27 protein-coding genes are annotated in these 25580 nt (G+C 57.7%); 17 read left to right on the top strand and 10 right to left on the bottom strand.

Annotated elements, in window-relative coordinates; all coding sequences use genetic code 11:
- Nucleotides 1–48: 48 nt before the first annotated feature.
- The 4 genes from AC2FH9_RS13040 (at nt 49) to AC2FH9_RS13025 (ending at nt 3872) form a co-directional block, all read left to right on the top strand.
- On the top strand, nt 49–375 hold the full coding sequence (locus AC2FH9_RS13040) for a DUF6497 family protein (RefSeq protein WP_496750235.1): 327 nt from the start codon (nt 49–51) through the stop codon (nt 373–375).
- A 73-nt stretch (nt 376–448) separates the two neighbouring features.
- On the top strand, nt 449–802 hold the full coding sequence (locus AC2FH9_RS13035; RefSeq protein WP_142636799.1) for a hypothetical protein: 354 nt from the start codon (nt 449–451) through the stop codon (nt 800–802).
- Between the two features lie 706 nt (nt 803–1508).
- A complete protein-coding gene (locus AC2FH9_RS13030; RefSeq protein ID WP_142636801.1) occupies nt 1509–1712 on the top strand; it encodes a hypothetical protein in 204 nt (67 codons plus the stop codon).
- Between the two features lie 114 nt (nt 1713–1826).
- Nucleotides 1827–3872 (top strand): ATP-binding protein, encoded by a 2046-nt coding sequence (locus tag AC2FH9_RS13025; RefSeq protein WP_496871816.1) that lies wholly within the window; start codon nt 1827–1829, stop codon nt 3870–3872.
- 76 nt (nt 3873–3948) lie between these two features.
- Here AC2FH9_RS13025 and AC2FH9_RS13020 read toward each other — a convergent pair whose 3' ends face one another.
- Nucleotides 3949–4395 carry a DUF4174 domain-containing protein gene (locus AC2FH9_RS13020; protein WP_496677726.1) on the bottom strand — a complete coding sequence of 149 codons (447 nt, stop codon included), beginning with the start codon at nt 4393–4395 and terminating at the stop codon, nt 3949–3951.
- 168 nt (nt 4396–4563) lie between these two features.
- On the opposite strand from AC2FH9_RS13020, the gene scpA reads away from it, so the two are divergent.
- From scpA to AC2FH9_RS12990, 6 genes are all read left to right on the top strand, one after another.
- Nucleotides 4564–6690, top strand: coding sequence for a methylmalonyl-CoA mutase (scpA, locus tag AC2FH9_RS13015; protein ID WP_496677727.1), 2127 nt, complete (start codon nt 4564–4566; stop codon nt 6688–6690).
- 108 nt (nt 6691–6798) lie between these two features.
- Nucleotides 6799–7401: a VOC family protein gene (locus tag AC2FH9_RS13010; protein WP_496871813.1), complete on the top strand. Its 603-nt coding sequence runs from the start codon at nt 6799–6801 to the stop codon at nt 7399–7401.
- The gene (locus AC2FH9_RS13005; RefSeq protein WP_496871812.1) at nt 7398–7886 is read left to right on the top strand and encodes a GNAT family N-acetyltransferase; all 489 of its coding nucleotides are present in this window, start codon (nt 7398–7400) and stop codon (nt 7884–7886) included. Before AC2FH9_RS13010 ends, AC2FH9_RS13005 begins: the two co-directional genes overlap by 4 nt.
- Before the next feature lie 45 nt (nt 7887–7931).
- Nucleotides 7932–8612, top strand: coding sequence for a molecular chaperone DjiA (locus tag AC2FH9_RS13000; RefSeq protein ID WP_142636813.1), 681 nt, complete (start codon nt 7932–7934; stop codon nt 8610–8612).
- Nucleotides 8613–8616: 4 nt separating this feature from the next.
- The gene (locus tag AC2FH9_RS12995; RefSeq protein WP_142636815.1) at nt 8617–9621 is read left to right on the top strand and encodes an endonuclease/exonuclease/phosphatase family protein; all 1005 of its coding nucleotides are present in this window, start codon (nt 8617–8619) and stop codon (nt 9619–9621) included.
- Between the two features lie 37 nt (nt 9622–9658).
- Entirely contained in the window at nt 9659–10030 is a 372-nt protein-coding gene (locus tag AC2FH9_RS12990) for a hypothetical protein (protein WP_496693827.1), read from the top strand.
- Between the two features lie 3 nt (nt 10031–10033).
- On the opposite strand, the gene AC2FH9_RS12985 is transcribed toward AC2FH9_RS12990, so the two are convergent.
- From AC2FH9_RS12985 to AC2FH9_RS12965, 5 genes are all read right to left on the bottom strand, one after another.
- Nucleotides 10034–11578 carry a Ppx/GppA family phosphatase gene (locus AC2FH9_RS12985; protein WP_496689682.1) on the bottom strand — a complete coding sequence of 515 codons (1545 nt, stop codon included), beginning with the start codon at nt 11576–11578 and terminating at the stop codon, nt 10034–10036.
- 49 nt (nt 11579–11627) lie between these two features.
- Nucleotides 11628–12317, bottom strand: coding sequence for a P-loop NTPase family protein (locus tag AC2FH9_RS12980; protein WP_142636820.1), 690 nt, complete (start codon nt 12315–12317; stop codon nt 11628–11630).
- A complete protein-coding gene (locus AC2FH9_RS12975) occupies nt 12318–13391 on the bottom strand; it encodes an AI-2E family transporter (RefSeq protein WP_496871809.1) in 1074 nt (357 codons plus the stop codon).
- A gap of 91 nt (nt 13392–13482) precedes the next feature.
- On the bottom strand, nt 13483–14457 hold the full coding sequence (locus tag AC2FH9_RS12970) for an isopenicillin N synthase family dioxygenase (protein ID WP_496871807.1): 975 nt from the start codon (nt 14455–14457) through the stop codon (nt 13483–13485).
- On the bottom strand, nt 14457–15821 hold the full coding sequence (locus AC2FH9_RS12965) for an FAD-dependent oxidoreductase (protein WP_496871805.1): 1365 nt from the start codon (nt 15819–15821) through the stop codon (nt 14457–14459). Before AC2FH9_RS12965 ends, AC2FH9_RS12970 begins: the two co-directional genes overlap by 1 nt.
- Before the next feature lie 167 nt (nt 15822–15988).
- On the opposite strand from AC2FH9_RS12965, the gene proS reads away from it, so the two are divergent.
- The gene (gene proS, locus AC2FH9_RS12960) at nt 15989–17329 is read left to right on the top strand and encodes a proline--tRNA ligase (protein WP_271949474.1); all 1341 of its coding nucleotides are present in this window, start codon (nt 15989–15991) and stop codon (nt 17327–17329) included.
- Nucleotides 17313–18203: a glycosyltransferase family 2 protein gene (locus tag AC2FH9_RS12955; protein WP_282027547.1), complete on the top strand. Its 891-nt coding sequence runs from the start codon at nt 17313–17315 to the stop codon at nt 18201–18203. Before proS ends, AC2FH9_RS12955 begins: the two co-directional genes overlap by 17 nt.
- Here the strand turns inward: AC2FH9_RS12955 and AC2FH9_RS12950 are convergent.
- Nucleotides 18200–18559: a hypothetical protein gene (locus AC2FH9_RS12950; protein WP_281994920.1), complete on the bottom strand. Its 360-nt coding sequence runs from the start codon at nt 18557–18559 to the stop codon at nt 18200–18202. The genes AC2FH9_RS12955 and AC2FH9_RS12950 overlap by 4 nt on opposite strands.
- 247 nt (nt 18560–18806) lie before the next feature.
- Between AC2FH9_RS12950 and AC2FH9_RS12945 the strand changes: the two genes are divergently transcribed.
- From AC2FH9_RS12945 to AC2FH9_RS12935, 3 genes are all read left to right on the top strand, one after another.
- Nucleotides 18807–19889: a DUF6492 family protein gene (locus AC2FH9_RS12945; protein ID WP_496871803.1), complete on the top strand. Its 1083-nt coding sequence runs from the start codon at nt 18807–18809 to the stop codon at nt 19887–19889.
- A gap of 63 nt (nt 19890–19952) precedes the next feature.
- A complete protein-coding gene (locus tag AC2FH9_RS12940) occupies nt 19953–21248 on the top strand; it encodes a lipoprotein-releasing ABC transporter permease subunit (protein ID WP_496871801.1) in 1296 nt (431 codons plus the stop codon).
- Nucleotides 21241–21927 (top strand): ABC transporter ATP-binding protein, encoded by a 687-nt coding sequence (locus AC2FH9_RS12935; protein WP_496871799.1) that lies wholly within the window; start codon nt 21241–21243, stop codon nt 21925–21927. The genes AC2FH9_RS12940 and AC2FH9_RS12935 overlap by 8 nt, the downstream gene beginning before the upstream one ends.
- Here AC2FH9_RS12935 and AC2FH9_RS12930 read toward each other — a convergent pair.
- Nucleotides 21911–22348: a DMT family transporter gene (locus tag AC2FH9_RS12930; RefSeq protein ID WP_142636840.1), complete on the bottom strand. Its 438-nt coding sequence runs from the start codon at nt 22346–22348 to the stop codon at nt 21911–21913. The genes AC2FH9_RS12935 and AC2FH9_RS12930 overlap by 17 nt on opposite strands.
- Before the next feature lie 91 nt (nt 22349–22439).
- Between AC2FH9_RS12930 and AC2FH9_RS12925 the strand changes: the two genes are divergently transcribed.
- A complete protein-coding gene (locus AC2FH9_RS12925) occupies nt 22440–22844 on the top strand; it encodes a c-type cytochrome (RefSeq protein WP_496690926.1) in 405 nt (134 codons plus the stop codon).
- A gap of 3 nt (nt 22845–22847) precedes the next feature.
- Here the strand turns inward: AC2FH9_RS12925 and AC2FH9_RS12920 are convergent, their stop codons facing one another.
- Both AC2FH9_RS12920 and AC2FH9_RS12915 read right to left on the bottom strand, forming a co-directional pair.
- Nucleotides 22848–23534 carry a hypothetical protein gene (locus AC2FH9_RS12920; RefSeq protein WP_496750225.1) on the bottom strand — a complete coding sequence of 229 codons (687 nt, stop codon included), beginning with the start codon at nt 23532–23534 and terminating at the stop codon, nt 22848–22850.
- 43 nt (nt 23535–23577) lie between these two features.
- Nucleotides 23578–24240 carry a DNA-3-methyladenine glycosylase I gene (locus AC2FH9_RS12915; RefSeq protein WP_496871797.1) on the bottom strand — a complete coding sequence of 221 codons (663 nt, stop codon included), beginning with the start codon at nt 24238–24240 and terminating at the stop codon, nt 23578–23580.
- Nucleotides 24241–24627: 387 nt separating this feature from the next.
- On the opposite strand from AC2FH9_RS12915, the gene AC2FH9_RS12910 reads away from it, so the two are divergent.
- Nucleotides 24628–25578 carry an ABC transporter substrate-binding protein gene (locus tag AC2FH9_RS12910; RefSeq protein WP_142636848.1) on the top strand — a complete coding sequence of 317 codons (951 nt, stop codon included), beginning with the start codon at nt 24628–24630 and terminating at the stop codon, nt 25576–25578.
- The last annotated feature ends 2 nt before the right edge of the window (nt 25579–25580 follow it).

Raw genomic sequence — 25580 nt, 5'->3', positions numbered from 1 at the left:
GCAATTCTCTGTCTTGGTTCGCCTACATTCGCTGAAGCATTGGTGCCGGTGCCCTCTGGGCAGCCTGTACATCTGAACGACGTCCTGCTGGACAACAATCCGGGCGAGTTATGGCTGCGCTTTCGGTTCATCGCGCCAAAGATCGGCTCGGATGTGGGACGCATTGGATATGATGTCGCCACGATCGACATGGAGCACCTGTGTCAGACGCTGGCAGTGGCCTATGTCGCGCACCACAACCTGGAACCAGCCAGGGTTGTGATTTCCCTGTCGAACAAGCCGATAGATTTTGGCCATACCGCGCCGGATGCCACGCAGTTCTTCGAAGCGTATCTTCTGCAGGATTCCCAATGTGTCTGGGATGGAGGGATTTGAGAATGGTTGTCAATTACCACAATTTCTGTGCATTCCCCTTCGCCTCAAAGGACCTTAGCGAAGAGGCGCTGAAATGTTGAAACATCGCGGATTTCCCGGCCGTCTGACCGGGACGGATTATCAATTCACTATCAGACGGGCCAACCCAAAGGGTGTTACCCCACTGACAACGCGTGAACGGTTCCGGGATCGTAAACCTGCTGATCGTCGCGCGGATGCAGCCTTTATCGAGGCCTTGTGGGAGCATTTCGGCGACCAGCCATTCGAACGTGGCAATCTGGATGCCGGTCGCCTGAGCTGGTTTTTCGGGCGTGAGGTCATTCCGGCGGAGGATCCGTTTGACCCCGCCAGCTATGATGCATTGCTGGTCATTGATCCGAGCGTGGCCAGAGCCTCGTTTCCTGACATTTTCGGCGGGGATAGCTGAAGGTGATCGACGTCGTCGCACATAAACGCCTTGGAAATTCCAACAGGGTTTCTTTGCCCCGGTTGGGCCAAGAAGGATATGTGCGCTGTGCAGATCGGGCGCGTGACAATCGCGCAAAATACCTGAGGGAAACGGCGCAAACCGCTGATTCTATGGCGTGTATCACCCGTGGCTTGGTGGTGGGAGAACCTTCAAGGCTTGGGCAGGAAAAAGGCCAGTCGGCGGGGGGTGGCCGCGGCGACTTAGGATCGAATTCTTCAGGTCATTCGCTCTCAGGTAGCGCTGATAAAACAAAGGTTTGCGTAACTGTCGGGGCGCGAATTTCACCCTGCTCAACCAAAGTTCACGCAAGCGGAATCGGCGCGTTTCTGCGCGATATTTCGCTGAATGGGCAGATTCTGGCCGGAAATTTCACCACTGGCCAATCCCGGTTTGCAGGTGCAACCGGGCCGTGCATGGTGAGCGGGTCGTGCGGCTCTACTTTGCCTGCGTCGCACGCGCACCTACTATTCCGTACCCCTTCCTTCCGCGGGCAGGCTTGTGGTTTTCACAATGTCCTGCCCGCGTTTTTCTTTGTGCAAACTTCAGTCATTGGATGGCATAAAACTGCGCAAATGGGCATTTCGGTAGGCTCGTTATTGAATAACAGTGGCGATTTCCCGCATCTGGCTCTGAAATTGTTAAAAAACCAAAAAGGGCAGACATCATGCGAATCTCGAAAGTCATTCTTGCAATGGCGACCTGTGCAGGGCTCGCGGCGTGCGGAGACTCGACCGGGGAGCAGGCGTTGCTTGGCGGCGGAGCCGGCGCCGTTGGCGCGGCAGTCGTCAGTGCCGACCCGCTGTTGGGTGCCGTGGTCGGCGCGGCAGGCAACGTGCTTTACTGCAAGACCCAGAACAACTGTAGATAACGAAATCTTCGGGGCCCCCGTCGCCCCGACCGTCATCGCGCGACACGCCGTCGTGGGGCCATTGCCCCGCGGCGGCGTTTTGCGTTTCCAGAACTTCAAGACAGAGGACGTTCCATGTTCAACAAGATCCTGATCGCCAACCGGGGCGAGATCGCCTGCCGGGTTATCAAAACCGCCCGCAAGATGGGCATCGGCACGGTCGCCATCTATTCTGACGCGGACAAGAACGCCCTGCATGTATCGATGGCGGATGAGGCGGTGCATATTGGCCCACCGCCTGCAAACCAGTCCTATATCGTCATCGACCGGGTGATGGAGGCAATCCGTCAGAGCGGCGCACAGGCGGTTCACCCGGGGTATGGTTTTCTGTCGGAAAACTCGAGATTCGCCCAAGCGCTGGATGCCGAAGGCGTGGCCTTTATCGGCCCTCCGGTCGGTGCGATTGAAAGCATGGGTGACAAGATCACCTCTAAAAAGATCGCGCAAGAGGCCGGCGTCTCTACGGTTCCGGGCTATATGGGCCTGATTGAAGACGCCGACGAGGCCGTCAAGATTTCGAATGAGATCGGATATCCGGTCATGATCAAGGCCAGTGCTGGTGGCGGTGGTAAGGGTATGCGGATCGCATGGACCGACGACGAGGCGCGCGAAGGGTTCCAGTCCTCCAAGAATGAAGCCGCGAATTCCTTTGGCGATGACCGGATTTTCATTGAGAAGTTCGTGACCCAACCCCGTCACATCGAGATTCAGGTTCTGTGCGACAGCCATGGTAATGGCATCTATCTGGGCGAACGCGAATGCTCGATTCAGCGCCGAAACCAGAAGGTTGTGGAAGAGGCGCCATCGCCTTTCCTGGACGAGGCGACACGCAAGGCGATGGGCGAACAGGCGGTGGCCTTGGCCAAGGCTGTGGATTATGCCAGCGCTGGCACGGTCGAGTTTATCGTTGATGGTGACAAGAACTTCTATTTTCTGGAAATGAACACACGCCTGCAGGTGGAACACCCGGTGACCGAACTGATCACCGGTGTCGATCTGGTCGAACAGATGATCCGCGTCGCGGCCGGTGAGAAGCTGTCGATCTCGCAGGACGATGTCACACTGACCGGCTGGGCGATTGAAAACCGTTTGTATGCCGAAGATCCTTATCGTGGTTTCTTGCCGTCCATTGGTCGTTTGACGCGCTACCGCCCGCCTCAGGAAACTGCCGCTGGTCCGCTGTTGGTAAATGACAAATGGCAGGGTGAGGCCCCCGGCGGAGAGGCCGCCGTTCGCAACGATACCGGCGTCTATGAAGGCGGCGAGATCAGTATGTATTACGATCCAATGATCGCCAAATTGTGCACCTGGGCCCCGACCCGTGATCAAGCGATTGAGGCGATGCGGGTGGCGCTGGACAGTTTCGAGGTCGAAGGCATCGGGCACAATCTGCCGTTCCTGTCGGCAGTGATGGATCACCCGATCTTCATCAAGGGCGAGATGACTACCGCGTTCATCGAAGAACAGTACCCCGATGGGTTCCAGGGCGTAGAGCTGCCCGAGGCTGACCTGCGCCAGATCGCAGCCTCTTGCGCCGCCATGCACCGGGTGGCCGAGATTCGCCGCACCCGTGTATCGGGCCGGATGGACAACCATGAACGCAAGGTCGGCAAACGCTGGGTCGTGACCCTGCAGGGCCAGGAATACGCAGTTCAGGTGAATGCCGATAAAGAGGGCGCGACGGTCAAATTCGAAGACGGCGCGACATTGCGCGTGGCCTCGGAGTGGACGCCGGGCGACCAACTGGCGGTGCTGGACGTAGACGGTAGCCCGCTGGTTCTGAAGGCCGACAAAATCTCGGGCGGGTTCCGGATCCGCAACCGGGGCGCGGATATGAAGGTGCATGTGCGCCGTCCGCGTCAGGCGGAACTGGCCAAGCTGATGCCCGAGAAACTGCCGCCGGATACCTCGAAACTGCTGCTCTGCCCGATGCCCGGCCTGATTGTGAAGGTCAATGTCGAAGTGGGCCAAGAAGTGCAGGAAGGTCAGGCGCTGTGCACCATCGAGGCGATGAAGATGGAAAACATCCTGCGCGCCGAGAAAAAAGGCACCGTTGCCAAGATCAACGCAGGCCCCGGCGACAGCCTTGCCGTGGATGATGTGATCATCGAGTTTGAATGATCATGACCGTGCGTTTGTCATATCCTGCAAGGGAACCGGCGGTCGCCGCCGGGGCCGCCGGGTATGGGAAACGCGTTCAGCCGCCCTCGCGCCGTTCACGGATTTCGCGTTGGCGCAGGGGGGTCTTGTCGATGGAGCGACCGATTTCACGCACGCTCCAAGGGGAAGGTTTGCGCAGTTTGACCACGCCGTCCTTGTCGACAAACACCATCTGGAACCCGCGCGGGCGCAGTTTTGACCGGATGGGCGAGCGGGCGTCAGGGTCAGTGTCGATCAGAACGACCACATCGCGGTCGCGCATGACGTCCTCCCCTTCCAAAAGCATGTCGACCTGCTGCTGGAATCGCGGGTCAGCAGGTGTATCGGCAAAGACAACAATGGGCCGCTTGATCCACAGATATTCGCTGAGCTCGCTATCCCCCACAGGGCGGATAAATTCATCGTCAGCCGGGGCTGCCCCGTCAGCTGCAAGGGCCGCCAGTGGAAATAGCGCCGAAAAAACAAAGGCTAGCGTTCGTGTCATTGGGCCTCCTGTTGGATTGAATATAGTCCCTGCGCGCCCGAATGCGACCAACGAAATGCACGCAGCCCATAAAATATTGCGTCCCACCCAATTCGAATGGGCGCAACCACGGATGATAACGCGCGGGCCATGCCCTTGCGCGACCCGAATTGAGAAAAGGATATCGCAATGACCAATAGGAAAGACTGGCAGGCGCTGGCCGAGAAAGAGCTGCGCGGTCGCCCGTTGGACGACCTGACAAAAGAGACGCTGGAAGGCATCGCCGTCAAGCCACTCTATACACAGGAAGATACGGCTGATCTGCCGCATATGGGCTCCATGCCCGGGTTTGGGCCTTTCACGCGCGGGGTGAAGGCCACGATGTATGCCGGTCGTCCCTGGACGATCCGCCAATATGCTGGGTTTTCCACCGCCGAAGAATCGAATGCCTTCTACCGTCGCAATCTGGCGGCGGGTCAGCAGGGGGTCTCGGTGGCTTTCGATCTGGCCACGCACCGCGGATATGACAGCGACCACCCACGCGTTGTCGGCGATGTGGGCAAGGCCGGTGTGGCCATCGACAGCGTAGAGGACATGAAAATCCTGTTCGACGGCATCCCGTTGGACAAGGTCTCGGTCTCGATGACCATGAACGGTGCCGTGGTTCCTATCCTGGCAAGTTTCATTGTAGCGGGTGAGGAACAGGGCCACGACAAATCCGTCCTGTCCGGCACTATTCAGAATGACATTCTGAAAGAATTCATGGTGCGTAACACCTATATCTACCCGCCTGAGCCTTCGATGAAGATTATCTCGGACATCATCGAATATACGTCGAATGATATGCCCAAATTCAACTCGATCTCAATCTCGGGCTATCACATGCAAGAGGCCGGGGCGAACCTGGTGCAGGAGCTGGCCTATACGCTGGCTGACGGGCGCGAATACGTTCGTGCAGCGACACAGGCCGGAATGGATGTCGACAAATTCGCTGGTCGCTTGTCGTTCTTTTTTGCCATTGGCATGAATTTCTTCATGGAAATTGCCAAGCTGCGTGCGGCCCGTACCCTTTGGCATCGGGTAATGACCGATTTCGGCGCGAAATCCGAGCGCTCTAAGATGCTGCGCACCCATTGCCAGACCTCGGGCGTGTCGCTGCAAGAACAAGACCCCTATAACAACGTGATCCGCACCGCCTATGAGGCGATGAGTGCGGTTCTGGGCGGCACCCAATCGCTGCATACTAACGCCTTGGACGAGGCGATTGCGCTGCCCACCGATTTCTCTGCTCGCATTGCACGGAACACTCAGTTGGTGCTGCAAGAGGAAACCGGGGTGACCGATGTGGTCGATCCGCTGGCCGGGTCTTACTATGTTGAAAGCCTGACCAATGAGCTGGTCGAAAAAGCCTGGGCTCTTATGGAAGAGGTCGAGGAAATGGGCGGCATGACCAAGGCCGTCGCATCCGGCATGCCAAAGCTTCGGATAGAAGAAAGCGCCGCCCGACGGCAGGCGATGATCGACCGGGGTGACGAGGTAATCGTCGGCGTCAACAAGTACCGCAAGGAACGGGAAGACCCGATAGACATTCTGGATGTCGACAACGTGGCTGTCCGCGAGGCGCAGTTGGCACGTCTGGAACGCATCCGTGCCACGCGCGATGAGGCTGCCTGCCAAAAGGCGCTGGACACCCTGACGACCACCGCCCGCGATGGCGGCAACCTGCTGGCCGCTGCTGTCGAAGCCGCCCGTGCCCGCGCATCCGTAGGAGAGATCAGCATGGCAATGGAAAAGGAATTTGGTCGCCACCGCGCCGAGGTCAAAACGCTGGCCGGTGTTTATGGGGCCGCCTATGAGGGCGACGAAGGCTTTGCCGCCATCCAGAAGTCCATTGAGGATTTTGCTGAGGCCGAAGGCCGTCGCCCGCGCCTGCTGGTCGTCAAGATGGGGCAGGACGGGCATGACCGGGGGGCCAAGGTGATCGCCACAGCCTTTGCCGATATCGGCTTTGACGTGGACGTTGGCCCGCTGTTCCAAACGCCAGCCGAGGCAGCACAAGACGCGGTGGACAATGACGTCCATGTCGTCGGCATTTCGTCTCAGGCAGCCGGGCACAAGACGCTGGCCCCGCAGCTGGTCGAAGAACTGAAAAAGGCGGGGGCTGAGGATATCATCGTCATCTGCGGAGGTGTCATCCCACAACAGGATTATAAGTTCCTCTATGATCACGGGGTTAAGGCGATCTTTGGTCCGGGTACGAACATCCCAGAGGCGGCACAAGATATCCTGAGTTTGATCGGCGAAGCCAAAGATTGACCCGGCGCCAAGTTTTTTCGTCGAAAAATCTTGTGATCCAGCGCCTTTGAGGAAAACATACGGCCAGACCCTTGCGGTCTGACCGTTTGTCATCTGGGGGGCTCATCCGTGTTACTTGATCACTTGGCGGTTGCTGGCGAAACGCTTGAACAGGCTTCGGCTCATGTCGAACAGGCGCTGGGCGTACCCTTGCAGGACGGCGGCAAGCACGAGAAATTCGGAACTCATAACCGGTTGTTGGGCCTGCGGGACGGTTTGTATCTGGAAGCCATCGCGATTGACCCCGATGCACCCAATCCGCAAAGAACCCGCTGGTTCGATCTAGATCGGTTTCAGGGCGCTCCCCGCTTGACCAACTGGATTTGCCAGGTTCCGGATATCGAGGGCTCGCTGACGGTCTTTCCGGACGGAGTCGGTCAACCGATCGACCTAAACCGTGGCGCGCTGCGTTGGCGCATGGCGGTGCCTCCCAATGGGCGCCTGCCGTTTGATAATCTTTTCCCGGCGCTCATCCAGTGGCAGGGTGATCTTCACCCGGCAAACATGCTGAACGACTGTGGCTGCCAGCTGCGCCGCCTAGTCGTCTATCACCCTGATGCGCTGGATCTCGCCAAAGCGGTGGGGCCGTTGGGGCAAGTTGAGTTCGACAGCGGTCCGGCGGCGTTGCGTGCCGAAATCGACACACCGCACGGGGTACGGGTATTGGAATGAACATCCGGCAAGCCCAGCCAGAAGATGCACCCGCTGTTGCGGCAATCTGGAATGCGATAATCCGCGATACGCTGATCACATTCACCACTGAATTGCGCAACGATGACGCCGTTGCCTTGGATATCGTCTCCAGGGGGGCGACGTTTCTGGTGGCCGAGCGTGACGGCGTTGTTCTGGGCTTCGCAACCTATGGTGCGTTTCGGTCAGGGCCGGGCTATGCCCATACGCGTGAACACTCGATCCTGTTGGCACCGCAGGCGCGGGGCCAGGGGATAGGCCGCGCATTGTTGCAGGCCTTGGAAGCCCGCGCACAGATGGACAATGTTCATGTTCTGATTGCGGGCATTTCCTCGGCCAACCCTGCGGCCATCGCTTTCCATACGGCTGCCGGATTTACACAAGTGGGCCTGATGCCCGAGGTGGGGTTTAAATGCGGTCAGTGGTTGGATCTTGTGCTGATGCAGAAAATTCTTGCCCCGCAGTGATCTGTCGCACCTGACAGTCGCGAAGGAGCGGGTTAGGGTGCACTCATGTCGATTTGGACCCGTATATCCGATGCGCTAAGCGCGCTTGCACAGGGCGAAAGCCTGACGGCCGTGTTCGAGAAACTGCGCACGCCGCCGGAACGCTCGGTCGCCTTTGCGATTGCGGTCATCGCCCTGGGGGCCAAGATGGCCAAGGCCGACGGGCAGGTCACGCGAGACGAGGTTACTGCCTTTCGGGATGTATTTCAGATCGCACGCGAAGATGAGGCCGGTGCAGCTCGAGTCTTTGACATGGCGCGCACCGATGTCGCCGGGTATCAGGAATATGCCAGCAAAATTGCCTATATGTTCGCAGAAGACAGCACCACCTTGTGCGACCTGATGGAGGGGCTGTTTCATATCGCAATGGCCGACGGGTTTTATCATCCCAACGAAAATAAGTTTCTGGAAGATGTCAGCCGGATATTCGGTCAGACCGATGCTCAGTTTCTGGCCTTACGCGCACGGTTTGTACCGGATGCACCAAAGGATCCTTATACGGTGCTGGGTGTGCCGCGGAATATGCCTCTGCCCGACATTCGTAAGGTCTGGCGGCAACTTGTACGCGACACTCATCCCGACGCCATGATGTCACGAGGCGTTCCGGAAGAGGCCATTCGTCTGGCCGAAAAAAAGATGATCGACATCAATCGCGCCTGGGATGAAATCAAAGGCGCGCAGGCCTGAACCGATGCGATTGGCAACCTACAATATTGAATGGTTCGCCAATCTCTTCGACCGGCAAGACCGTTTGATCGTAGATGACAGCTGGTCCGGCAGATACAATGTCACCAAAGCTGAACAGATCGAGGCCATCGCAAAAGTGCTGACGGCAATCGACGCGGATGCCGTACTGATTGTTGAAGCTCCGAATACTGGTAAGACGCAGAACACCGTGCGTGCGCTGCAAGGGTTTGCCGAAGCGTTCGATCTCCGCATAGGAAACGCGATCATGGGGTTTCCGAACGATACCCATCAGGAACTTGCGTTTCTTTTCGATCCTCAGATCCTGTCATTGCGCCATGATCCCAAAGGAAACAAGGAGGGAAAAGGGGCTGCCCCTCGTTTTGATGGCGTGTTCAAGATCGACCTGGATATAGATGCAACCGAGGATCATGTGCGCTTTTCCAAGCCGCCAATGGAGTTGTCAGCGCAAACGTCAGGCGGGGCGACGTTTCGACTGATCGGAGCGCATCTGAAATCCAAAGCCCCGCATGGGGCAGAAAGCCGCGATGAGGCGATCCGGATATCCATCGCCAATCGACGCAAACAGCTTGCACAGGCTGTCTGGTTGGGGCGGCGAGTACAGGCACATATTGCGGCTGACGAGCATGTCATCCTTTTGGGCGATCTCAACGACGGGCCGGGCTTGGATGAGTTTGAAAACCTGTTCGGACGCTCATCTGTCGAAATCCTGTTGCAGACCGGTCTGTTCGATCCGCATGCGGTGATGGCAAACGAGGCTGAACCCGAAATCTTACCCTCGTCCGCGCGCTTTGTTCGCCGCGACAGGGCTGATCATCTTGAGGCGCTGTTGGACTATGTCATGATCAGCGAAGGGCTGCGTGTTAAGCGCCCGAAATGGCGCATATGGCATCCTTTCCAGGACCCTGCATGCTATGCCTCGCGGGACCTGCACGAGGCGCTGCTGACAGCCTCGGATCATTTCCCTGTCACGCTGGATATTGATCTGTGACCTTTCATCGCCGGCGTGGGCGACTTATATCTGAAGCATGAAAAAGTTCATTTCAATATGCGTGGTCACAGCGGCCATGGGCGTTCCGGCACAGGCAGAGGACGACACAGGCAAATCCTTGATGGAACAAGGGGCTGAGTTGTTCTTTGAAGGGCTGCGTCAGGAAATGGAACCCGCGCTTGAAGATTTGTTGGGGCTGGCAGATCAATTCGGCCCCGCGATGCAGTCGTTTTTTGAGGAAATGGGACCGGCCCTGGCGGAACTGGCCGCCGAAGTACAGGACTGGAGTGTTTATGAGGCTCCGGAATTCCTGCCGAACGGGGATATTATTATCCGCAAAAAGCCGCCCGAGCCCGAGGTTGAGCCGGAAAAACCCGAAAATGAGCCCGAAGGCGAGATTGATATCTGAGGGTCAGCCTTTGATGATCAAGCGGGGTTCGGATTTCAGCGTGCTTGCCAATGAGTTCAGTCGTGCTTCGGCCACTTCGCTAAAGAGAGGGGCTGCGGCTTCGGGCAAAATCAGCTCTAGCTGACGTTTTTTAGGGTATAGCCGAAGCGTGCCCATCGTGGCTTCGTTCTGCATCCACAGCATTGCACCAAAGCGCATGGCTTTGCCCAGAATCTCGGCCTGTTCCTGATCTTTTTCGCCCAACAAGTCATAGAGAGGGGTAAACCGGTTGCCCTCACGCTTGTTGCGATACCTGTGCTGCAGGGCCAGCCCGATATAAACCCGTTCGGAATGCTTTAATCCGCCCAAGTTGGCGCGAGTTACGTAATCAAAGCAGGTTTCAGCCCGGTAATCCGGATGGGCGCGCCAACTGACATCGTGCAAAAGACACGCAGCCTTGATCAGCCTGACCCGCGCGGCCGGCGCGGATTTGAACAGAGGCATGACGAATTCGAACAGATGTTTGCCAAACCCGGGCAGGCGGGCATCTTTGGCTTCGGAAAAGTAGCTGGCTTCGATCAAAGGGTCACGATCGCGCAGGATTTGTGGCATCTGTTCGTAAAGCAGGCCTTCGCGGATGCCATAGCTGGAAACGGCAATGTCCTTGGGTTTGAACGTTCGCACCAGTCGCGCAAGCACATCCATAGCATAAGGGATCAGCGCCATCCGAGAACCCGAGACGCCTGCCAGACTGCGCAGTTTTTCCGGGTCACCCTTTTCGATGAATTTGATGGTCTGATGCACCTGCTTTGTCGTCATCCGATATTCATGCAGCACGTTCAGGGGATATCCCCGGCGCAGCATGTCGAGCCTTGCAAAGGCCCGCCAGCTTCCGCCCACCAGAAACAGACGATCGCGCTGAGGGCCCATCTGGTCGCGCAGGTTTTCCATCGTCTCCTTGATTTGCGCCTTGCGCGCGCGACGACCGCCCTTGATATCCCGCAGCTTCAGCGGACCTAGGGCCGACGACAGGCGACGACCAACGTCTCCGCCACCGATCTCGGCCAGCTCCATCGAGGACCCGCCGATATCACAGATCAGACCATATGCACCGGGCCAGCCCAGTAAAACGCCCTGAGCGGACAGGCGTGCCTCTTCCCCGCCGTCGATGACCGAGACCGTCAACCCGGTTAGCGCGTGAACTTCGGCGCAGAAATCCGGGCCATCCTTGGCCTCTCGCACGGCGGCGGTGGCCACGACGTGCAGCCCCGGCAGACCCAGATCGTCTGACAGCCGGGAAAAACGCTTCAACGCAGCCAGGGCACGTATCCTGCCAAGCGGGTTCAGGCGGCCGGTCTCGGACAGGCCCGCGCCAAGCTCGCACATGACTTTTTCATTGTAGAAATAGGCAGGCGATCGCGCCGCACCATCAAAGATCACCATCCTGACCGAGTTTGACCCTACATCAACAACGCCGACGCGCGACAGGGCGCGGGCCTCGGGGTTGTCAAACAACGGCTTTCCGAAAGGTCCCCAGTCGGGAATGTTGGTATCTACGGCTTGATCCATATCTCGTCCAGATATTCCAGGCTTAAGATGCGAAATCACCGGGGACGGGTCAATCGCTGGTTTCGGCATCTTCCAGTTCCGCACTCAGTACTCGTACGGCCAGAGCCCGCGTGATGTCTCGTTTCTCAGACAGCGCCAGTTGATCCAGCAGCGCCACAGTGCTGGCGGCGGTTTCGAAACGGCGATCCATATGTTTGACGAGGTAAGCGATGACCTCGGGTCCGGGGTTCAGCTGTCGGTCTACGAACAGTTTGGCCAGCACGGCGCCCAGTAGCGCGTCATCGGGCGGGTCCAGCGCAACGTGATGTGCGCCTTCGATCCTGCTTTGCAGGTCAGGCAAGGGCAACTGCCAGAAATTTGGCGCCAGGCGCCCGGTCATCAGCAGGGCGTGGCCTTCTGCCAACACAAGATTGTGCAAATGGAATAGAGTTTTCTGCTGGTCCATATCGCCAGCAATCATGGGGACATCTTCCACTGCGATCGGTGTTTGGGCGAGGTCAGGAACCTCGTCGTGCTTGATCTGCGAGGCCTGCACAATTCGACCACCGGTCTCTGCCGCCCACACATGGGCCAGATGTGTCTTGCCCGCGCCAGCAGGTCCGCTGAGCACCAGTTTATTCCCCGGCCATGAGGTGGCCGAGATCATGGCTACGGCCAGAGCATTTGCGGGCGAGACGAAAAAATCCTCGCGCCCCAGCGCAGTCTTGGCCGGTAGATCAAAGCTCAGCTGTAGGGCCATTCAATCGTTTTCCTGGTCCAAACCCACAAGGCCAGTATACAGACGGCTATCCAAATAGATCGACGTGGCAAAGCGCGCCAGAACGCCAAGTGCTGCAGCGACCGGCACCGCGATCAGCATCCCGACAAATCCGAACAGGGCGCCAAAGACCGACAATGCCAGCAACAGCCAGACCGGGTGCAACCCGACCGAGCTGCCGACGAGCTTTGGCGTCAGAAAATTGCCCTCGGCCACCTGACCCAATGCAAAGACCGCTGCGACCAGCCCAATTTGCGTCCAGTCTCCCCAGAACTGGAACAGTGCCAAACCAATGGCCAGTGAGCCCCCGATCAGGGCGCCCAGATAAGGGATAAACGTGACTAAGCCGGCGATAAATCCAACGACCAGCCCGAACTGCAGTCCGACGGCCATCAGCGCGACGGCGTAATAGGTGCCCAGGATCAGGCAGACTGTGCCCATTCCACGTACAAATGAGGCCAGAACGCTGTCAATCTCACCAGCCAGCCGCTTGATGGTGGGGGCGTGGTCGCGGGGCAAAAGCTCTGCGATACGAGCAATCATGCGGTCCCAGTCCAACAACATGTAGACGGTGACCACTGGGACAATCACCAGCAGAACCACCACGTTGATGGCTGATCCAAGCGACGCAGCGACAGATTGCAGGACATCACCAGTTTTGGACTGAAGCGTCTCACCCAAGGACACCAGAAACTGGTGCGTGTTGGATTCGCGGTCCAAAAGCGACGGGAATTGCTGTTCGATAAACCCTCTTAGCTGCTTGAGAAGGCTGGGCATAACCTCGACCAGGTCGATCAACTGGGTGATCAGCGCCGGAACGACCATCAAGATAAGCAGTACGAAACCCAAAACGCCGACAACCGTGATTACCCCCGTAGCGGCCATGCGGGACAGGCCCAGCTTTTCAAGCCTATCCGCAACAGGATCAAGGAAATAGGCAATCGCGCCACCGATTACAAAGGGCAGCAATACATCGCCAAGTGCCCACAACAGCAGTACAATAACCACTGCGGCGATGCCCCAGTACCTGAGTTGATCTCTTACCGGCAAAGCCATGGTGGTCCCCTTGTTTCGGCACGTGCAAATGTTCTTGGCGTATGCGGCCCCACGATGCAAGCGCTTCATGACCCGCCAGAATCGCGCGGGGCTAGTCGCTTAACGTGCCCAGTTCAGGGGTGGCGTCATGGGCTGTTTCGTCGGGCCAGTTGGTGCGCCAGATTTCGGCAGACCAATGGCCGCAATGAACGGATGGACGGTCAAAGCCGGGCAGAGGCGTCAAAAGCGGTTCGACAACCACATCATGCCGCGGCACCGCGAAATACGGGAAGGAATAGCGTTCTTGACCCGATCGGTTGACCACCCTGTGAGGGGTGGATTTCAACCGGCCACCCGACCAAAGCTCTAGCATGTCGCCGATATTGACGACAAATCCATCCGGCGGGCAGTCGGGTGTGATCCAGCCGCCATCGCGGGTCTGAACTTCAAGCCCGCCGACCGGGTCAGGGGCGATGATGGTCAGCGCATCTGTGTCCTTATGCGGGTGGATGCCATAGCCGGTATCGTCCGGGGCCTGCGGGGGATAGTGCAGCAGGGACATATTGGTCATAGGATCATGAAACGCGTCTCGCAACTGGTTCGCAGGTAGCTTCAAACCCACCTCCAGCGCGCCCAGCAGCATATGCGCGACACCGTCCAGCTTTGACCAGTAATCCAGAATCACTGCCTGTGCCCGTGGAACATGGCGGGGCCAGATATTTGGGCCATAGAGGGCACAATCTCGGCGGATGGGCGCTTCGATGGCCATTTGAAAGTGCAGCTTATAACCCTCGTATTTATCCGCTTTGCCCGACCCGTCATTCGGGGTGAAAAATCCCATGGGTATGTATCCGCGATAGTTCTCGCGTGTGATCGCCTGATCCCATTTCGCTTCATCGTCGATGTCGAAAATCGCCCTGACGCAAGTGCGCATGTTGTTGACGGTGTCCCGCGAAACGCCGGTGCCGGTAATCGACAGGAACCCAATCCGGGTGCAGGCATCCATGACTGCCTGAACGGTTGCGTAGAAATCGGGGTGGCTGGCGTCACCCAGCGGAGCAATGTCGATTGTTGGGATGTGGTCCATCAGCGTATCCTCACGCCTTGCCGTGCCAGTTCTTTATGCACCGGGGCAAGGTTCAATTTATCGAGGTCTTGGTTGCTTTTGAGTGAAAGCGCAGCAGCAATCCCCGCGCCCTGACCCATGACCGCACAGCAAGCCATGTTGCGCGTCGCCGCATGGGCAACCCGGTCCGCCCCATGTGACCGGCCCGCGACCAGCAAGCCTCTGATCCCTTTGGGCAACATCGACCGATAGGGGATATGCATGTACCGACCAGTCGTGGGCAGGATCAGAATGCCATAGCCGTCGATGAATTCGGGATAGATGCCGATGGTGTCTTCGAACCGGCCCTGATGGCGGGCATCATCCTCGGTCATGTTGTACACCGCGTCGATCTTGCGGGTGTCGCGGATGCCGATGGTCATCCCGAAATTCCGCAGCCGGGCGTTCTCACACCCGGGCATGAACCGGCGCAGCGCCTCGATGGCGAGCATTGACTGACGCCGCCCTTCGATCTCACCGCGGGTCATGCTGTCGGGATCGGTGCCATCGATCTCGGCCAGATGAATAAGGTTCATATAGGTCAGCTCACCGGTGTCATGCATCGCGCCCCAAGTACCCGCGATGGTGTTCAGATGTGCTGGGATCAGCCCCTGATCAATCGCCTGCTGGAACGGTTTGTGCACAAAGGGCGAGTACATGTCGTCCTCTTTACCGCTGGTCTCAATGTTCCATTCGCTACCACCGCCCCAGTCCTTATAGGTCTGGGGGTCGGCCTTGACGCCTTCGATAAAGGCGCGCTTGTCGACGCCCGCCAGATGGAACATGACCGAGGCCGCCATCATGTCTTCGCGTGCGGTCTTGTGTGTGGGCGCACCGGCGCGATGGGCGACATCTGCGTCCCCGGTAGCGTCAATGACAACCTTCGCCAGTATCGCCTCGCGCCCGGCTTTGGATTCGGTGATGATGCCGGTGATCCGGTCGCCGTCCATGATCGGAGCCACGAATTGCCGGTGCAGCATCGGATGCACACCGGCCTCTTCGATCAGTTTGTCGGCGACCAATTTGAACCCTTCGCTATCCAGCTCATAACTCAGCGACTGGCTTTCTGGCACCGCCGCGCCCATTTCTTTGGCGCGGGTTTCGAACTCCATGCCGATGCCGCCAGCCTCGACCGTTTGCTCGTGGCGATACCAGGCAAAGCCTTCAACGCCGACAGCAGTGATATTGCCGCCCATGCAGCCGAAGCGGTCGACCAGCGACACTTCGGCCCCGGCCCGTGCGGCCGCCAGCGCTGCGGCCAGACCTGCAGGGCCAGAGCCTACGACAAGAATATCTGTGCCGTGCACAACCGGGATCTGACGGGCGGGTTCTTGAATGGTCTGCATGGGCGCCTCGGTGACTTTACATTGCCGCCACATTTGACGCAGCTAACTGGCGGGTCAATCAAAAAACCGACAGGCCCGTGGTCGTAAAACCCCAATGCGTGATTGCCCCCGGCGGGGCTTTGGCATAATCACCTTTGAAGTCGAATTTTACCTCTAAAGGTCAAGCCATGCGCCTCAGCCGTTACTTTCTGCCCGTTCTCAAGGAAAACCCCTCCGAGGCTCAGATCGTCAGCCACCGGCTGATGCTGCGCGCGGGCATGATCAAGCAGGCCGCTGCTGGGATCTATTCCTGGCTCCCGCTGGGGTTCAAAGTTCTGCGCAAGCTGGAAAACATCGTGCACGAAGAACAGGCGCGAGCGGGTCACATCGCCATTCAGATGCCTGTCATGCAATCGGCAGATCTGTGGCGCGAATCCGGACGTTATGACGACTACGGCCAGGAAATGTTGCGAATGAAAGACCGGCATGACCGGGACATGCTTTTTACCCCGACTGCAGAGGAACTGGTGACCGACATTTTTCGGGGTCATGTCAGTAGCTACAAGGACCTGCCGCTGACGCTCTATCAGATCCAGTGGAAATTCCGCGATGAAATCCGTCCGCGTTTCGGCGTGATGCGGGGCCGCGAGTTCTATATGAAGGACGGTTATAATTTCGACCTGACCAAAGAGGATGCGTTGCACGCCTATAACCGCCACCTGGTTACATATCTGCGCACCTATGAGCGCATGGGTTTGCAGGCGATCCCGATGCGCGCCGATTCCGGCCCAATCGGTGGCGACGATACGCATGAATTCCTGGTTTTGGCTGAAACCGGCGAGTCTGAGGTATTCTATGACAGCGCCGTCACCGACCTGACTTTTGGCGACCGTCAGATTGACTATGACGACCGTGGTCAATGTCAGTCCATTCTGGAAGAGTTCACTTCAAAATACGCCCGCACCGACGAGACGCATGACGAGGCGCTGTTCAATCAGGTGCCGGAAGATCGGCGCCGTGTGGCGCGCGGGATCGAAGTTGGCCAGATCTTCTATTTCGGCACAAAATATTCCGAACCTCTTGGGGCAACCGTTCAAGGCCCCGATGGCAAACCAGTTCCGGTCCATATGGGTAGCCACGGCATCGGTGTCAGCCGCTTGGTTGGCGCGATCATTGAAGCCAGCCATGACGACAAGGGCATCATCTGGCCAGAGGGTGTGACCCCGTTCCATTGCGGTATCGTGAACCTGAAACAAGGCGATGACGAAGCGGACGCAGCCTGTGAAAAACTCTATGCCGCGCTGACCGTGCTGGGGTTGGAGCCACTTTATGATGACCGTAACGAACGGGCAGGCGGTAAATTCGCCACGATGGATTTGATCGGCCTGCCTTGGCGGATCACGGTCGGTCCGCGCGGCCTGAAGAACGGTGTGGTGGAACTGACTTGCCGCCGCACAGGCGAAAGCGAAGAGTTGAGCCCCGAAGCCGCCGTCACCAAGATCGCCGAGATCTATGAGCGTATCGCCTGAAACCGACGCGCCGCTGATCTCGGTCATCACGGCGACATATAACCTACTGTCCCAAGGGCGGCAGGACAGTTTCCGCGAAGTCATAGCCTGTATGGCCCGGCAGAGTTGCGACCGGGCCGAACATATCATTCAGGATGGCGCATCGGATGACGGCACTGTGGCGTTTCTGGAAGAGCTGACGGCAGGTGCACCACGAACGCGCGTGATCAGCGCGCCTGATACTGGCCTGTATGATGCCATGAACAAAGGCGCCGAGGCTGCACAGGGTGAATATCTGCTGTTCCTGAACTCGGATGACTCGCTGGCATCGGATGGCATTTTGAACACCCTTGCCGACCTGCTTGCGGAATCTCGACCGGATTTCCTGTATGGCTCGACCCTGCGCAAATACGAGGACGGTTCGGAAAGTCGGGAAAAGCGCATGTCGCTCAAAGCGATCCTGCAGCGGATGCCGTTCTGCCACAATTCGGTGTTGCTGCGGCGGGATGTGTTTCAGGCGCTTGGCGGGCATGACACGCAGTTTCGGGTGGCTGCGGATTATGACCTGATGCTGAGGCTTGTCGCTACCGGATATCAGGGAGAGCGCACGGATGAGCCTGTTTCCATGTTCTGGGGCAGAGGCGTAACCAGCGACATTGTCAAAACCGCCGAGGATTATGCCCGCGTCTGGGTTCAATTCTATTCAGGTTTCAATGCAGCGCGGACCCTGACCCAACAGGATTTCTTCCGGTTCTACCGCCGCGGACATATGCCCGCCAATCTGATGATTGAATTGCTGCGGCGCCCAGATACTCCGGTCGGGATCAAACTGGCGGCACGCCATAGCCTATGGAAAACGGCCCGCCGATCCGTACAGTTTTGGCGGCGCTATTAGTGGCCTGTCGCAGTCGGTCGGACGGATAGCAGATCGCCATCAGCCTCGGATCCGCGTGGAACAACGATCGGACGGCCCAAGCGATTGACCAGGTCCTTAAATTCGAACCCCAGAAAGCGTATTCCGCAAACACGGTCGCCAGTCATGCGATCGGTGATACAGAGCCGCCCCTGTCGAAACGCCAAATGGTACCCTTTATCTTTCAGGATATCCGTCAGATTGCCCCAGCTTGCGGCACCGGAAAATATCGGGCGTATCGCCGCGCGCAGCAGTGCTGCGGTCTCGCAATCAATTTCTGTAGATAGTTTCCGGGCCGAAATTGCGCCCGGTTGTTCTGTTTCAGTACGAATATTCATGAGCGACCCCCGCTCTGGAAATGAATTCCCCCACAAAGTAGGGTGACAAAGTTTCTTTAAATAATCAAAAAGCGAAATAATATTGCGCCTAAAATGTTGCATTTTGAGTGCAGTTTCACCCTGAATGCTCACATTGACTTCATAGCTGAAACAATGCGGTGCTGTCTGTGAAGGGCTTCACAACCAAGGGTATAATGCGGCATGTGGAAATCATCCGTATTTTGAAAAACCCCGACCTGATTCGCCGATGGTTGAATTTCTTGCGGAATTGGATCACCTGGAATTTGCTGATACACGGGCCGAAAATCACAAAAGGATCCACGGTTTGCTGAGCTTCACAACCGTCGTCTATTCCAAAGACTTCCCCTTGCTTGAATTGCAGGCATTGTCTTTTGCCCGATTTGTTGACCCTGATCAGGTCGGCTCGATCCGGGTGATCATGAACGATGTGGGCGAACCGGCACTGCGCGCGATGGTGGAACCGATTTTGGCTTCTTACGGTCCGTTGCGACCCAAAGTTGAAGTCCTGAGCGGCGATGACGTTTTGCTGGCTCCTGGGCAATGCGCGCGCCGGTCGATCTCGGACAGGATATTGGTCGAAAACCGATACCGCATTCCGGGCGCGCGCAAGGGTGGATGGCGTGGCAACAACGGATACCGGACACAGCAAGTTTTGAAATTGGGATCTGCTCGGGCTGCCTCGACAGAAAACATTGTAATACTGGACACCAAGAACCTGTTTCTGCGCCCCTTTCAGGAGGCCGAGTTTTTCTCGGACAGTGGTGCGGCGCGGATTCCGTTTATCGGTGTGAACAGCGATTATCATAGACGCTGGCTGGAACAGAGCTTTGATGCGCTGGGCGCGTCGATCCCGGAAACGGACGGCATTCAGACAACAAATTTCGCAACGCCGTATCCTGTGCGCCGGTCGCTGATCCTGAATCTGCTGCAAGAGATAAATGCGCGCCACGGATCGGTTCAGTCGCTATTTGCCTCTCGCAGGCGCCCGTCTGAGTTTATGTTGTTGAATGCATTTTGTCTGAAATCCGAAGCCGGTTTTGCGCCTTGGTTCGAACCCTCGGGAAACACTAGCATAGGGCTGTGGCCATCCTTTTCGGCGCAGAAACTGACTGATGAACTTTCCCGCCTCGACGATCCGGAAACTCTGACCCTAGGCTTGCATAACAGAGCGCTTTACAAGCTGCCCGCCGACATTCGAAACCGGGTGTTTCACGAGCTGGAAAGCCGCGGTATCTGCGATCGTTCCATCGCCGAGGTCGCCTTGAACAGAACCGCTGCTTTGACGGGGCAAGTCGAAGTGGGCGGATAACCGGCTTGACCCCCGGTCGATTTGCCGAGAGGGTCGCCACAAAACAAAACCAGCGGAGCAGACATGGCCAAGAAACCACCGCCATTTGCGCTTTTTGAGTGGAAAATCGCTTGGCGATACCTGCGTGCGCGCCGTGCTGAAGGTGGCGTCAGCGTGATGACATGGATTTCGCTGATTGGGATTACCCTGGCAGTGTTTGCGCTGATCGCCACATTGGCCGTCAGGTCCGGTTTCCGGTCCGAATTTGTTGGAACCATTCTGGGGGCTAACGCCCATGTGACCGTGTATTCATCGGGTGAGTTCACTGCGCAGGGGCAGGTCGATCGCACCATTGCGGATTATATGGACATGGCCGACCGGGTCGCTCAGGTACCGGGCGTTCAGCGTGCAGCACCTTTGGTGAAAGGCCAGGTTCTGATCACCAATCGCGACCGCAGCAGCGGGGTTGAGGTATTTGGCATCCAGCCCGAAGATTTGCTGGAGCTGCCCGGTGTCGCCGAAAGCGAACAGGCGGTTGGTGATCTGTCGATGTTTCAGAACGGCCAGGACGTCATTGCCATAGGTTCAGGCGTCGCGCGCAGCATCGGGGCGACGGTGGGCGATACCATCAAGCTGACCTCACCCAATGGGGTGAAGACCGCGTTTGGCACCTCTCCCCGAGTGAATGCCTACCAGGTGGTTTATGTGTTTTCTGCTGGGCGTTATGACATCGACCGGACGCGGGTCTATATGCCCTTCGAACAGGCGCAGGGTTTTTTCAACCGCGAGGGCGTGGCTGATGAGATCGAAGTTATGGTTGACCGCCCCGAAGAGCTGACGCCGATCCTGATCCCTATCCTTGAAGCCGCAGGCGAGCGCAGTCAGATCTGGACATGGCAGGATGCCTCGGGCGGGTTCCTCCGCGCGCTTGAAGTGGAAGACAACGTCATGTTCATCATCCTGTCGATCCTGGTTCTGATCGCGGCGATGAACATCGTCTCGGGTCTGATCATGCTGGTGAAAAACAAGGGCCGAGACATAGGCATCTTACGCACCATCGGGCTGAGCGAAGGCTCGATCCTGCGCGTGTTCTTTATCTGCGGGGCATTTACGGGGATCATCGGCACTGCGTTGGGCGTGGTGCTGGGCTGTCTCTTTGCAATCTATATCGACCCAATCTTCAGTTTTGTGAACTTTGTGATGGGGGGCGGGGTTTGGGATCCGTCCATCCGCGGCATCTATGCGCTGCCTGCCGAGCTGCATCTTTCGGATGTGCTCAAGGCCGTTGGCCTATCTCTGGGCTTGTCATTCCTGGTCACTTATTTCCCCGCCCGTCGCGCGGCGCGGCTGAACCCTGTTGAGGCGCTGCGCTATGAGTGATGTAATGATGCGATTGGCCGGTCTGACCAAGACTTACCTCAAAGGCACGCCGGGCGAAGTTCAGGTGTTGCGCGGTGTCGATTTGGACTTGCATGCGGGCGAGGCCGTGGCCCTGGTCGCGCCCTCGGGTGCCGGTAAGTCGACGCTGTTGCATATTGCCGGATTGTTGGACACACCCGACACAGGATCGGTTGAGATTGCAGGCCAGAACGTGACCGGGAAAGGTGATCGCACACGAACTGCGTTGCGGCGGCAGGATGTCGGCTTTGTCTATCAGTTCCACCATCTGTTGCCGGAATTCACCGCGCTGGAAAATATCACCCTGCCGCAGCTGGCCAATGGCGTGTCCGAGAAGGCCGCTCAGGAACGGGCGATGTCCCTTCTGGATCATGTCGGCGTCGCCGCGCGCGCCGATCACCGGCCGGCCGCCCTGTCTGGCGGTGAGCAGCAACGCGTGGCCTTCTGCCGCGCATTGGCTAACAAGCCGCGGGTTCTGCTTGCGGATGAGCCGACGGGCAATCTGGATCCTGAAACCTCGGATCAGGTGTTTGACGCTTTGATGGCTTTGGTGCGGGACGAGGGGCTCTCGGCTCTGATCGCCACGCATAACATGCAGCTTGCCGCCCGGATGGACCGAACACTGAGGCTGGACGGAGGCGCGCTTAGGCCAGTTGAGTGATGGCAACGCCTGCAGCCATCACTGCGATACCGCTTGCGCGAATCCATGTCAGCGGGGTGACCTGCGCGCCAAACAAGCCGAAGTGGTCGATGGCTGCAGTGCTGACGAGTTGCCCAAGAAGGACAAAGAACACCGCGTTGCCGACCCCAAAATGTGGCGCAACATGGGTGATCGACAGAACGTAAAAGGCGACAAGCACACCGGCCAGAAGCAGGTGCTTGGGGGCATCGGCAATTTTTGAAAGGGCTCCAAAGCCGGGAAAAACCACCATCAACGCTGCACTTGATGCAAAGGCTATCGCAAACAGGACCACAGCCGCTGTTGTTGGCGACCCGATCAATTTGCCCAATGCGGCATTCAACGCGGCAAGGATCGGAACCCCAATTCCAGCCACAAGCATAATAGCAGCATATTGTGTCATGCGGTTTTCCTATTGCCTCGTTGATCTGGATCATTGCGCCAAGCCCAGGCACGGGCAAGCCTGAAAATGTCAAATCTGACAGGAGGATGTGATGATCAGACAGGCAATGGGGGCGCTATCGATAGCGGCGTTTGTGACGGCGTCTCAGGTCAGCGCGCAGGATGCAGATACCGGCGCCGAGCTGTACCAGCATTATTGTGCAACCTGCCACGGGATCGACGCGACGGGCTATGGTCCAATGGCAGGCGTCCTTGTTATTCAGCCAACTGACCTGACGCGGCTTGCAAGCAGCGAAGGGGTATTCCCGACCGCTCGTGTTGTGGCGCGCATAGATGGACGAGACCCGCTGGTCAGCCATGGCAGCCCGATGCCAGTCTATGGACCGTATTTCGAAGGGCAGGATACGGCGATGAAAACACCAGATGGGCAGCCGATCCTGACCAGCCAGCCGATCGTGGATCTGGTGGCTTATCTGCAGACGCTGCAGGCCAACTGAACGTCACCGACAGATTCCTTCGATCTCGGCATCGGCCCAGGGGATGACCACTGCGCTTTGACGCTTGTCACCACGTAGCGGAGCCAGATCGAAATGTGCGCCCAGCATCTCGTGCAGACGTCTGGTGCGGGGTGCCGAAGGATCCAGCGCCCGGCAACAAATGTATTCTTCGACAATGGCGCCCTGCTGTTCGAACCCGTAGGAAAGGAAATCTGGCGAGCTCTCCAGGTCGAATTGATAGGGGTCGTTATTCCCGCCATGCTCGGCTGCGGCGCGCAGCGGATGATAGCCGGTCTTCTTGCGGTTTTGCCATTGCCACACATGGGTCAGTTCATGACCCAGCAACATCGCCGCGATCAGGTTCATCCGATCCGGGAATTCGGACATATAATCGTCCAGATACCAGTCCCGGGTGAAATAGACTTTGTTGAACAGGGCCACTGCCGCGGGTTTTGCGGTGACGACACCTTCTTTCGGGGCGGGAAAAATGCGCTCGCGGCAGGCAAGGCGTGACCGATCTTTACGATAGAAAGTTATTGGCGCGACTGGTGCGCCTTCGACCAACCGCACTTTGTTGAGTTTCAGCGTATCACCCTGAAGTGTGCGGGTAAAAGCAGCCTCCTGATCAGTCAGGGGGCGACCGCAAGCGGTGAATACCAAAAGGGACGTCATCAAAATGAGGCGCAACATGACAAAAAATCTATTCTGGCAGCACTCGTGTGCAAATGGTTTTTTACAGGCTCATTGCCAGGACGCGGCTGATTTCCGTCAGAGATCGCCCGGACTGTTCCATCCATGTGTTGAATGCCGCTTGAACCGAGGCCATTGCCTTTTTCGATGTCGGCGGCTTATCGACCACGCCCTCGGCCACCAGCCGTGCGGTCACATCCTGCGAAAGGATGAAACTGTCACGCCCCGCAAATCGCATCGCATATTGCGCCGATGCGCCACCCAGGCGCGACCCTCGCTTGCTCAGCATGTTCAGCAAACCGACATAGTCATCCGAAGGCCACCCTCCCAGAATCTTTCCGACGCCACCTTCTTGGCGCAGTTCCAGCAAAAAGGCAGCATTGTCGCGGACCGTGGCGATCTTAGTGCCATTGCGCACGATCCGAGTGTCCTGCAGCAGAGCATCGAATTTTTCGTCGTCCATAAAGGCGCAGCGTCCAATGTAGAACCCGTCAAAAGCAGTTTCGAACCCGTCCCATTTGTTTTCTATGACCTTCCAGTTAAACCCGGCCTGAAAGATGCATTTCGTGATAATCGACAGCCAGCGATCTTCGGGCATTTCAGCCAGTTCCGCAGGGCTTTTGGGTTTGGAAAGCTTGTTGCTCAGGGCATCTGTCCCGCCGTGACGGCTGGCGGCTATGGCGAAAATCTCGTCGAAATGGCGCATCTGAAGAATCCTCCAAACCTAGCGTCGCGTTTTGCGGTCGGTGTTGCAAGGTGGCCCGGGACACATGCCTGCCAAGGTAAAAAAAACATCCCAAGCCCAAAAGAAATGCTCGACAAAGTGGGTGATTCTGGTTTGTGATTGACTCGTCAATCAATATCCGCACCGCAATGCTGGGGAAATGCAGTGGGCGCGGGCGCCTAGCATGATGCTGAAAGAGGGAAAACACTGGGGCAAAGGGGCGAGTTATTCCGTACCGCGCCGAACTGTCTGCTTCCCTTCTTCGCCAGTTTTTGTGCATGTTGCGACATGGATTTGTCACATGACAAGCCGACTGGCGCGTAACAGCGCGCCGGACCGGGCAAAACGAATATTGCAGGGAGAAAATCAATGAAAAAACTGAGTGTAAGCCTGATGGCGCTGACCGTTGCAGGTTCTGCCTATGCCGCCGAGATGGGGGCCGTGGATCAGCCGATCAAACTGGCGATCAACGAATGGACTGGCCAGCACGTGACCACCCATGTCGCGGGTGAGATGCTGAAAGCTGCCGGGTACAATGTGGAATATGTGACCGCAGGCATGATGAATCAGTTCCAGGCGCTGGCCGATGGTGACATCGACGCGACCCTGGAAATCTGGTCGTCCAACGTATCGGATGAATATGCCAAGAAGATCGACGAAGGCACCGTCGTTGAAATCGGCGATCTGGGCCTCGACGCCAAAGAAGGCATCGCCTATCCCGCGCATGTGGCTGACCTGTGTCCCGGCCTGCCCGCATGGGAAGCGCTGAAGGACTGCGCGCAGGTATTTGCGACGGCCGAAACACTGCCCGGGGGCCGTCTGGTCGATTACCCGGCTGATTGGGGTACGCCCGGCGCTGACCGTATGGTGGGCCTGGATCTGCCGTTCAAAGCGGTTCCCGCAGGTTCCGAGGGGGCTTTGATAGCCGAGCTTCGGGCCTCGACCGAGCGCAACTCGCCGCTGCTGATCACCTTCTGGCAGCCGCATTGGGCCATGTCGGCCTATGATGTGCAATTCGTCGAACTGCCAGCCGGAGAAGACGCCTGTTTCACCGATCCCGCTTGGGGCCCGAACCCGAACGCTGTGAACGATTGCGATTTCTCGCCGTCGCGCATCTTCAAGGCGGGTTGGAGCGGCATGGAAGACAAATGGCCCGCAGCCTATGAAATCCTGACTAACTATCAGCTGGCGGTCGAAGATCAGCAGCCGATGATGGGTGCGATCGACGTTGATGGTGGTTCCGTCGAAGAGGTCGTCGCCGCTTGGATGGCTGAAAACGAAGGCAAATGGCGCCCTGTTGTTGACGCGGCAACGCAGTGAGC

This window comes from Ruegeria sp. CDSC081, from assembly GCF_059610485.1.
The sequence above is the reverse complement of the archived record's forward strand: the minus strand, read 5'-3'. Positions and strand labels throughout refer to the sequence as shown.

Excerpts from the sequence above, each read along its gene's own strand:
- AC2FH9_RS13035 (WP_142636799.1), top strand. The coding sequence starts at position 449 with ATGTTGAAACATCGCGGATTTCCCGGCCGTCTGACCGGGACGGATTAT.
- AC2FH9_RS13030 (WP_142636801.1), top strand. The coding sequence starts at position 1,509 with ATGCGAATCTCGAAAGTCATTCTTGCAATGGCGACCTGTGCAGGGCTC.
- AC2FH9_RS13025 (WP_496871816.1), top strand. The coding sequence starts at position 1,827 with ATGTTCAACAAGATCCTGATCGCCAACCGGGGCGAGATCGCCTGCCGG.
- AC2FH9_RS13020 (WP_496677726.1), bottom strand. The coding sequence starts at position 4,395 with ATGACACGAACGCTAGCCTTTGTTTTTTCGGCGCTATTTCCACTGGCG.
- scpA (WP_496677727.1), top strand. The coding sequence starts at position 4,564 with ATGACCAATAGGAAAGACTGGCAGGCGCTGGCCGAGAAAGAGCTGCGC.
- AC2FH9_RS13005 (WP_496871812.1), top strand. The coding sequence starts at position 7,398 with ATGAACATCCGGCAAGCCCAGCCAGAAGATGCACCCGCTGTTGCGGCA.
- AC2FH9_RS13000 (WP_142636813.1), top strand. The coding sequence starts at position 7,932 with ATGTCGATTTGGACCCGTATATCCGATGCGCTAAGCGCGCTTGCACAG.
- AC2FH9_RS12995 (WP_142636815.1), top strand. The coding sequence starts at position 8,617 with ATGCGATTGGCAACCTACAATATTGAATGGTTCGCCAATCTCTTCGAC.
- AC2FH9_RS12990 (WP_496693827.1), top strand. The coding sequence starts at position 9,659 with ATGAAAAAGTTCATTTCAATATGCGTGGTCACAGCGGCCATGGGCGTT.
- AC2FH9_RS12985 (WP_496689682.1), bottom strand. The coding sequence starts at position 11,578 with ATGGATCAAGCCGTAGATACCAACATTCCCGACTGGGGACCTTTCGGA.
- AC2FH9_RS12980 (WP_142636820.1), bottom strand. The coding sequence starts at position 12,317 with ATGGCCCTACAGCTGAGCTTTGATCTACCGGCCAAGACTGCGCTGGGG.
- AC2FH9_RS12975 (WP_496871809.1), bottom strand. The coding sequence starts at position 13,391 with ATGGCTTTGCCGGTAAGAGATCAACTCAGGTACTGGGGCATCGCCGCA.
- AC2FH9_RS12970 (WP_496871807.1), bottom strand. The coding sequence starts at position 14,457 with ATGGACCACATCCCAACAATCGACATTGCTCCGCTGGGTGACGCCAGC.
- AC2FH9_RS12965 (WP_496871805.1), bottom strand. The coding sequence starts at position 15,821 with ATGCAGACCATTCAAGAACCCGCCCGTCAGATCCCGGTTGTGCACGGC.
- proS (WP_271949474.1), top strand. The coding sequence starts at position 15,989 with ATGCGCCTCAGCCGTTACTTTCTGCCCGTTCTCAAGGAAAACCCCTCC.
- AC2FH9_RS12955 (WP_282027547.1), top strand. The coding sequence starts at position 17,313 with ATGAGCGTATCGCCTGAAACCGACGCGCCGCTGATCTCGGTCATCACG.
- AC2FH9_RS12950 (WP_281994920.1), bottom strand. The coding sequence starts at position 18,559 with ATGAATATTCGTACTGAAACAGAACAACCGGGCGCAATTTCGGCCCGG.
- AC2FH9_RS12945 (WP_496871803.1), top strand. The coding sequence starts at position 18,807 with ATGGTTGAATTTCTTGCGGAATTGGATCACCTGGAATTTGCTGATACA.
- AC2FH9_RS12940 (WP_496871801.1), top strand. The coding sequence starts at position 19,953 with ATGGCCAAGAAACCACCGCCATTTGCGCTTTTTGAGTGGAAAATCGCT.
- AC2FH9_RS12935 (WP_496871799.1), top strand. The coding sequence starts at position 21,241 with ATGAGTGATGTAATGATGCGATTGGCCGGTCTGACCAAGACTTACCTC.
- AC2FH9_RS12930 (WP_142636840.1), bottom strand. The coding sequence starts at position 22,348 with ATGACACAATATGCTGCTATTATGCTTGTGGCTGGAATTGGGGTTCCG.
- AC2FH9_RS12925 (WP_496690926.1), top strand. The coding sequence starts at position 22,440 with ATGATCAGACAGGCAATGGGGGCGCTATCGATAGCGGCGTTTGTGACG.
- AC2FH9_RS12920 (WP_496750225.1), bottom strand. The coding sequence starts at position 23,534 with ATGTTGCGCCTCATTTTGATGACGTCCCTTTTGGTATTCACCGCTTGC.
- AC2FH9_RS12915 (WP_496871797.1), bottom strand. The coding sequence starts at position 24,240 with ATGCGCCATTTCGACGAGATTTTCGCCATAGCCGCCAGCCGTCACGGC.
- AC2FH9_RS12910 (WP_142636848.1), top strand. The coding sequence starts at position 24,628 with ATGAAAAAACTGAGTGTAAGCCTGATGGCGCTGACCGTTGCAGGTTCT.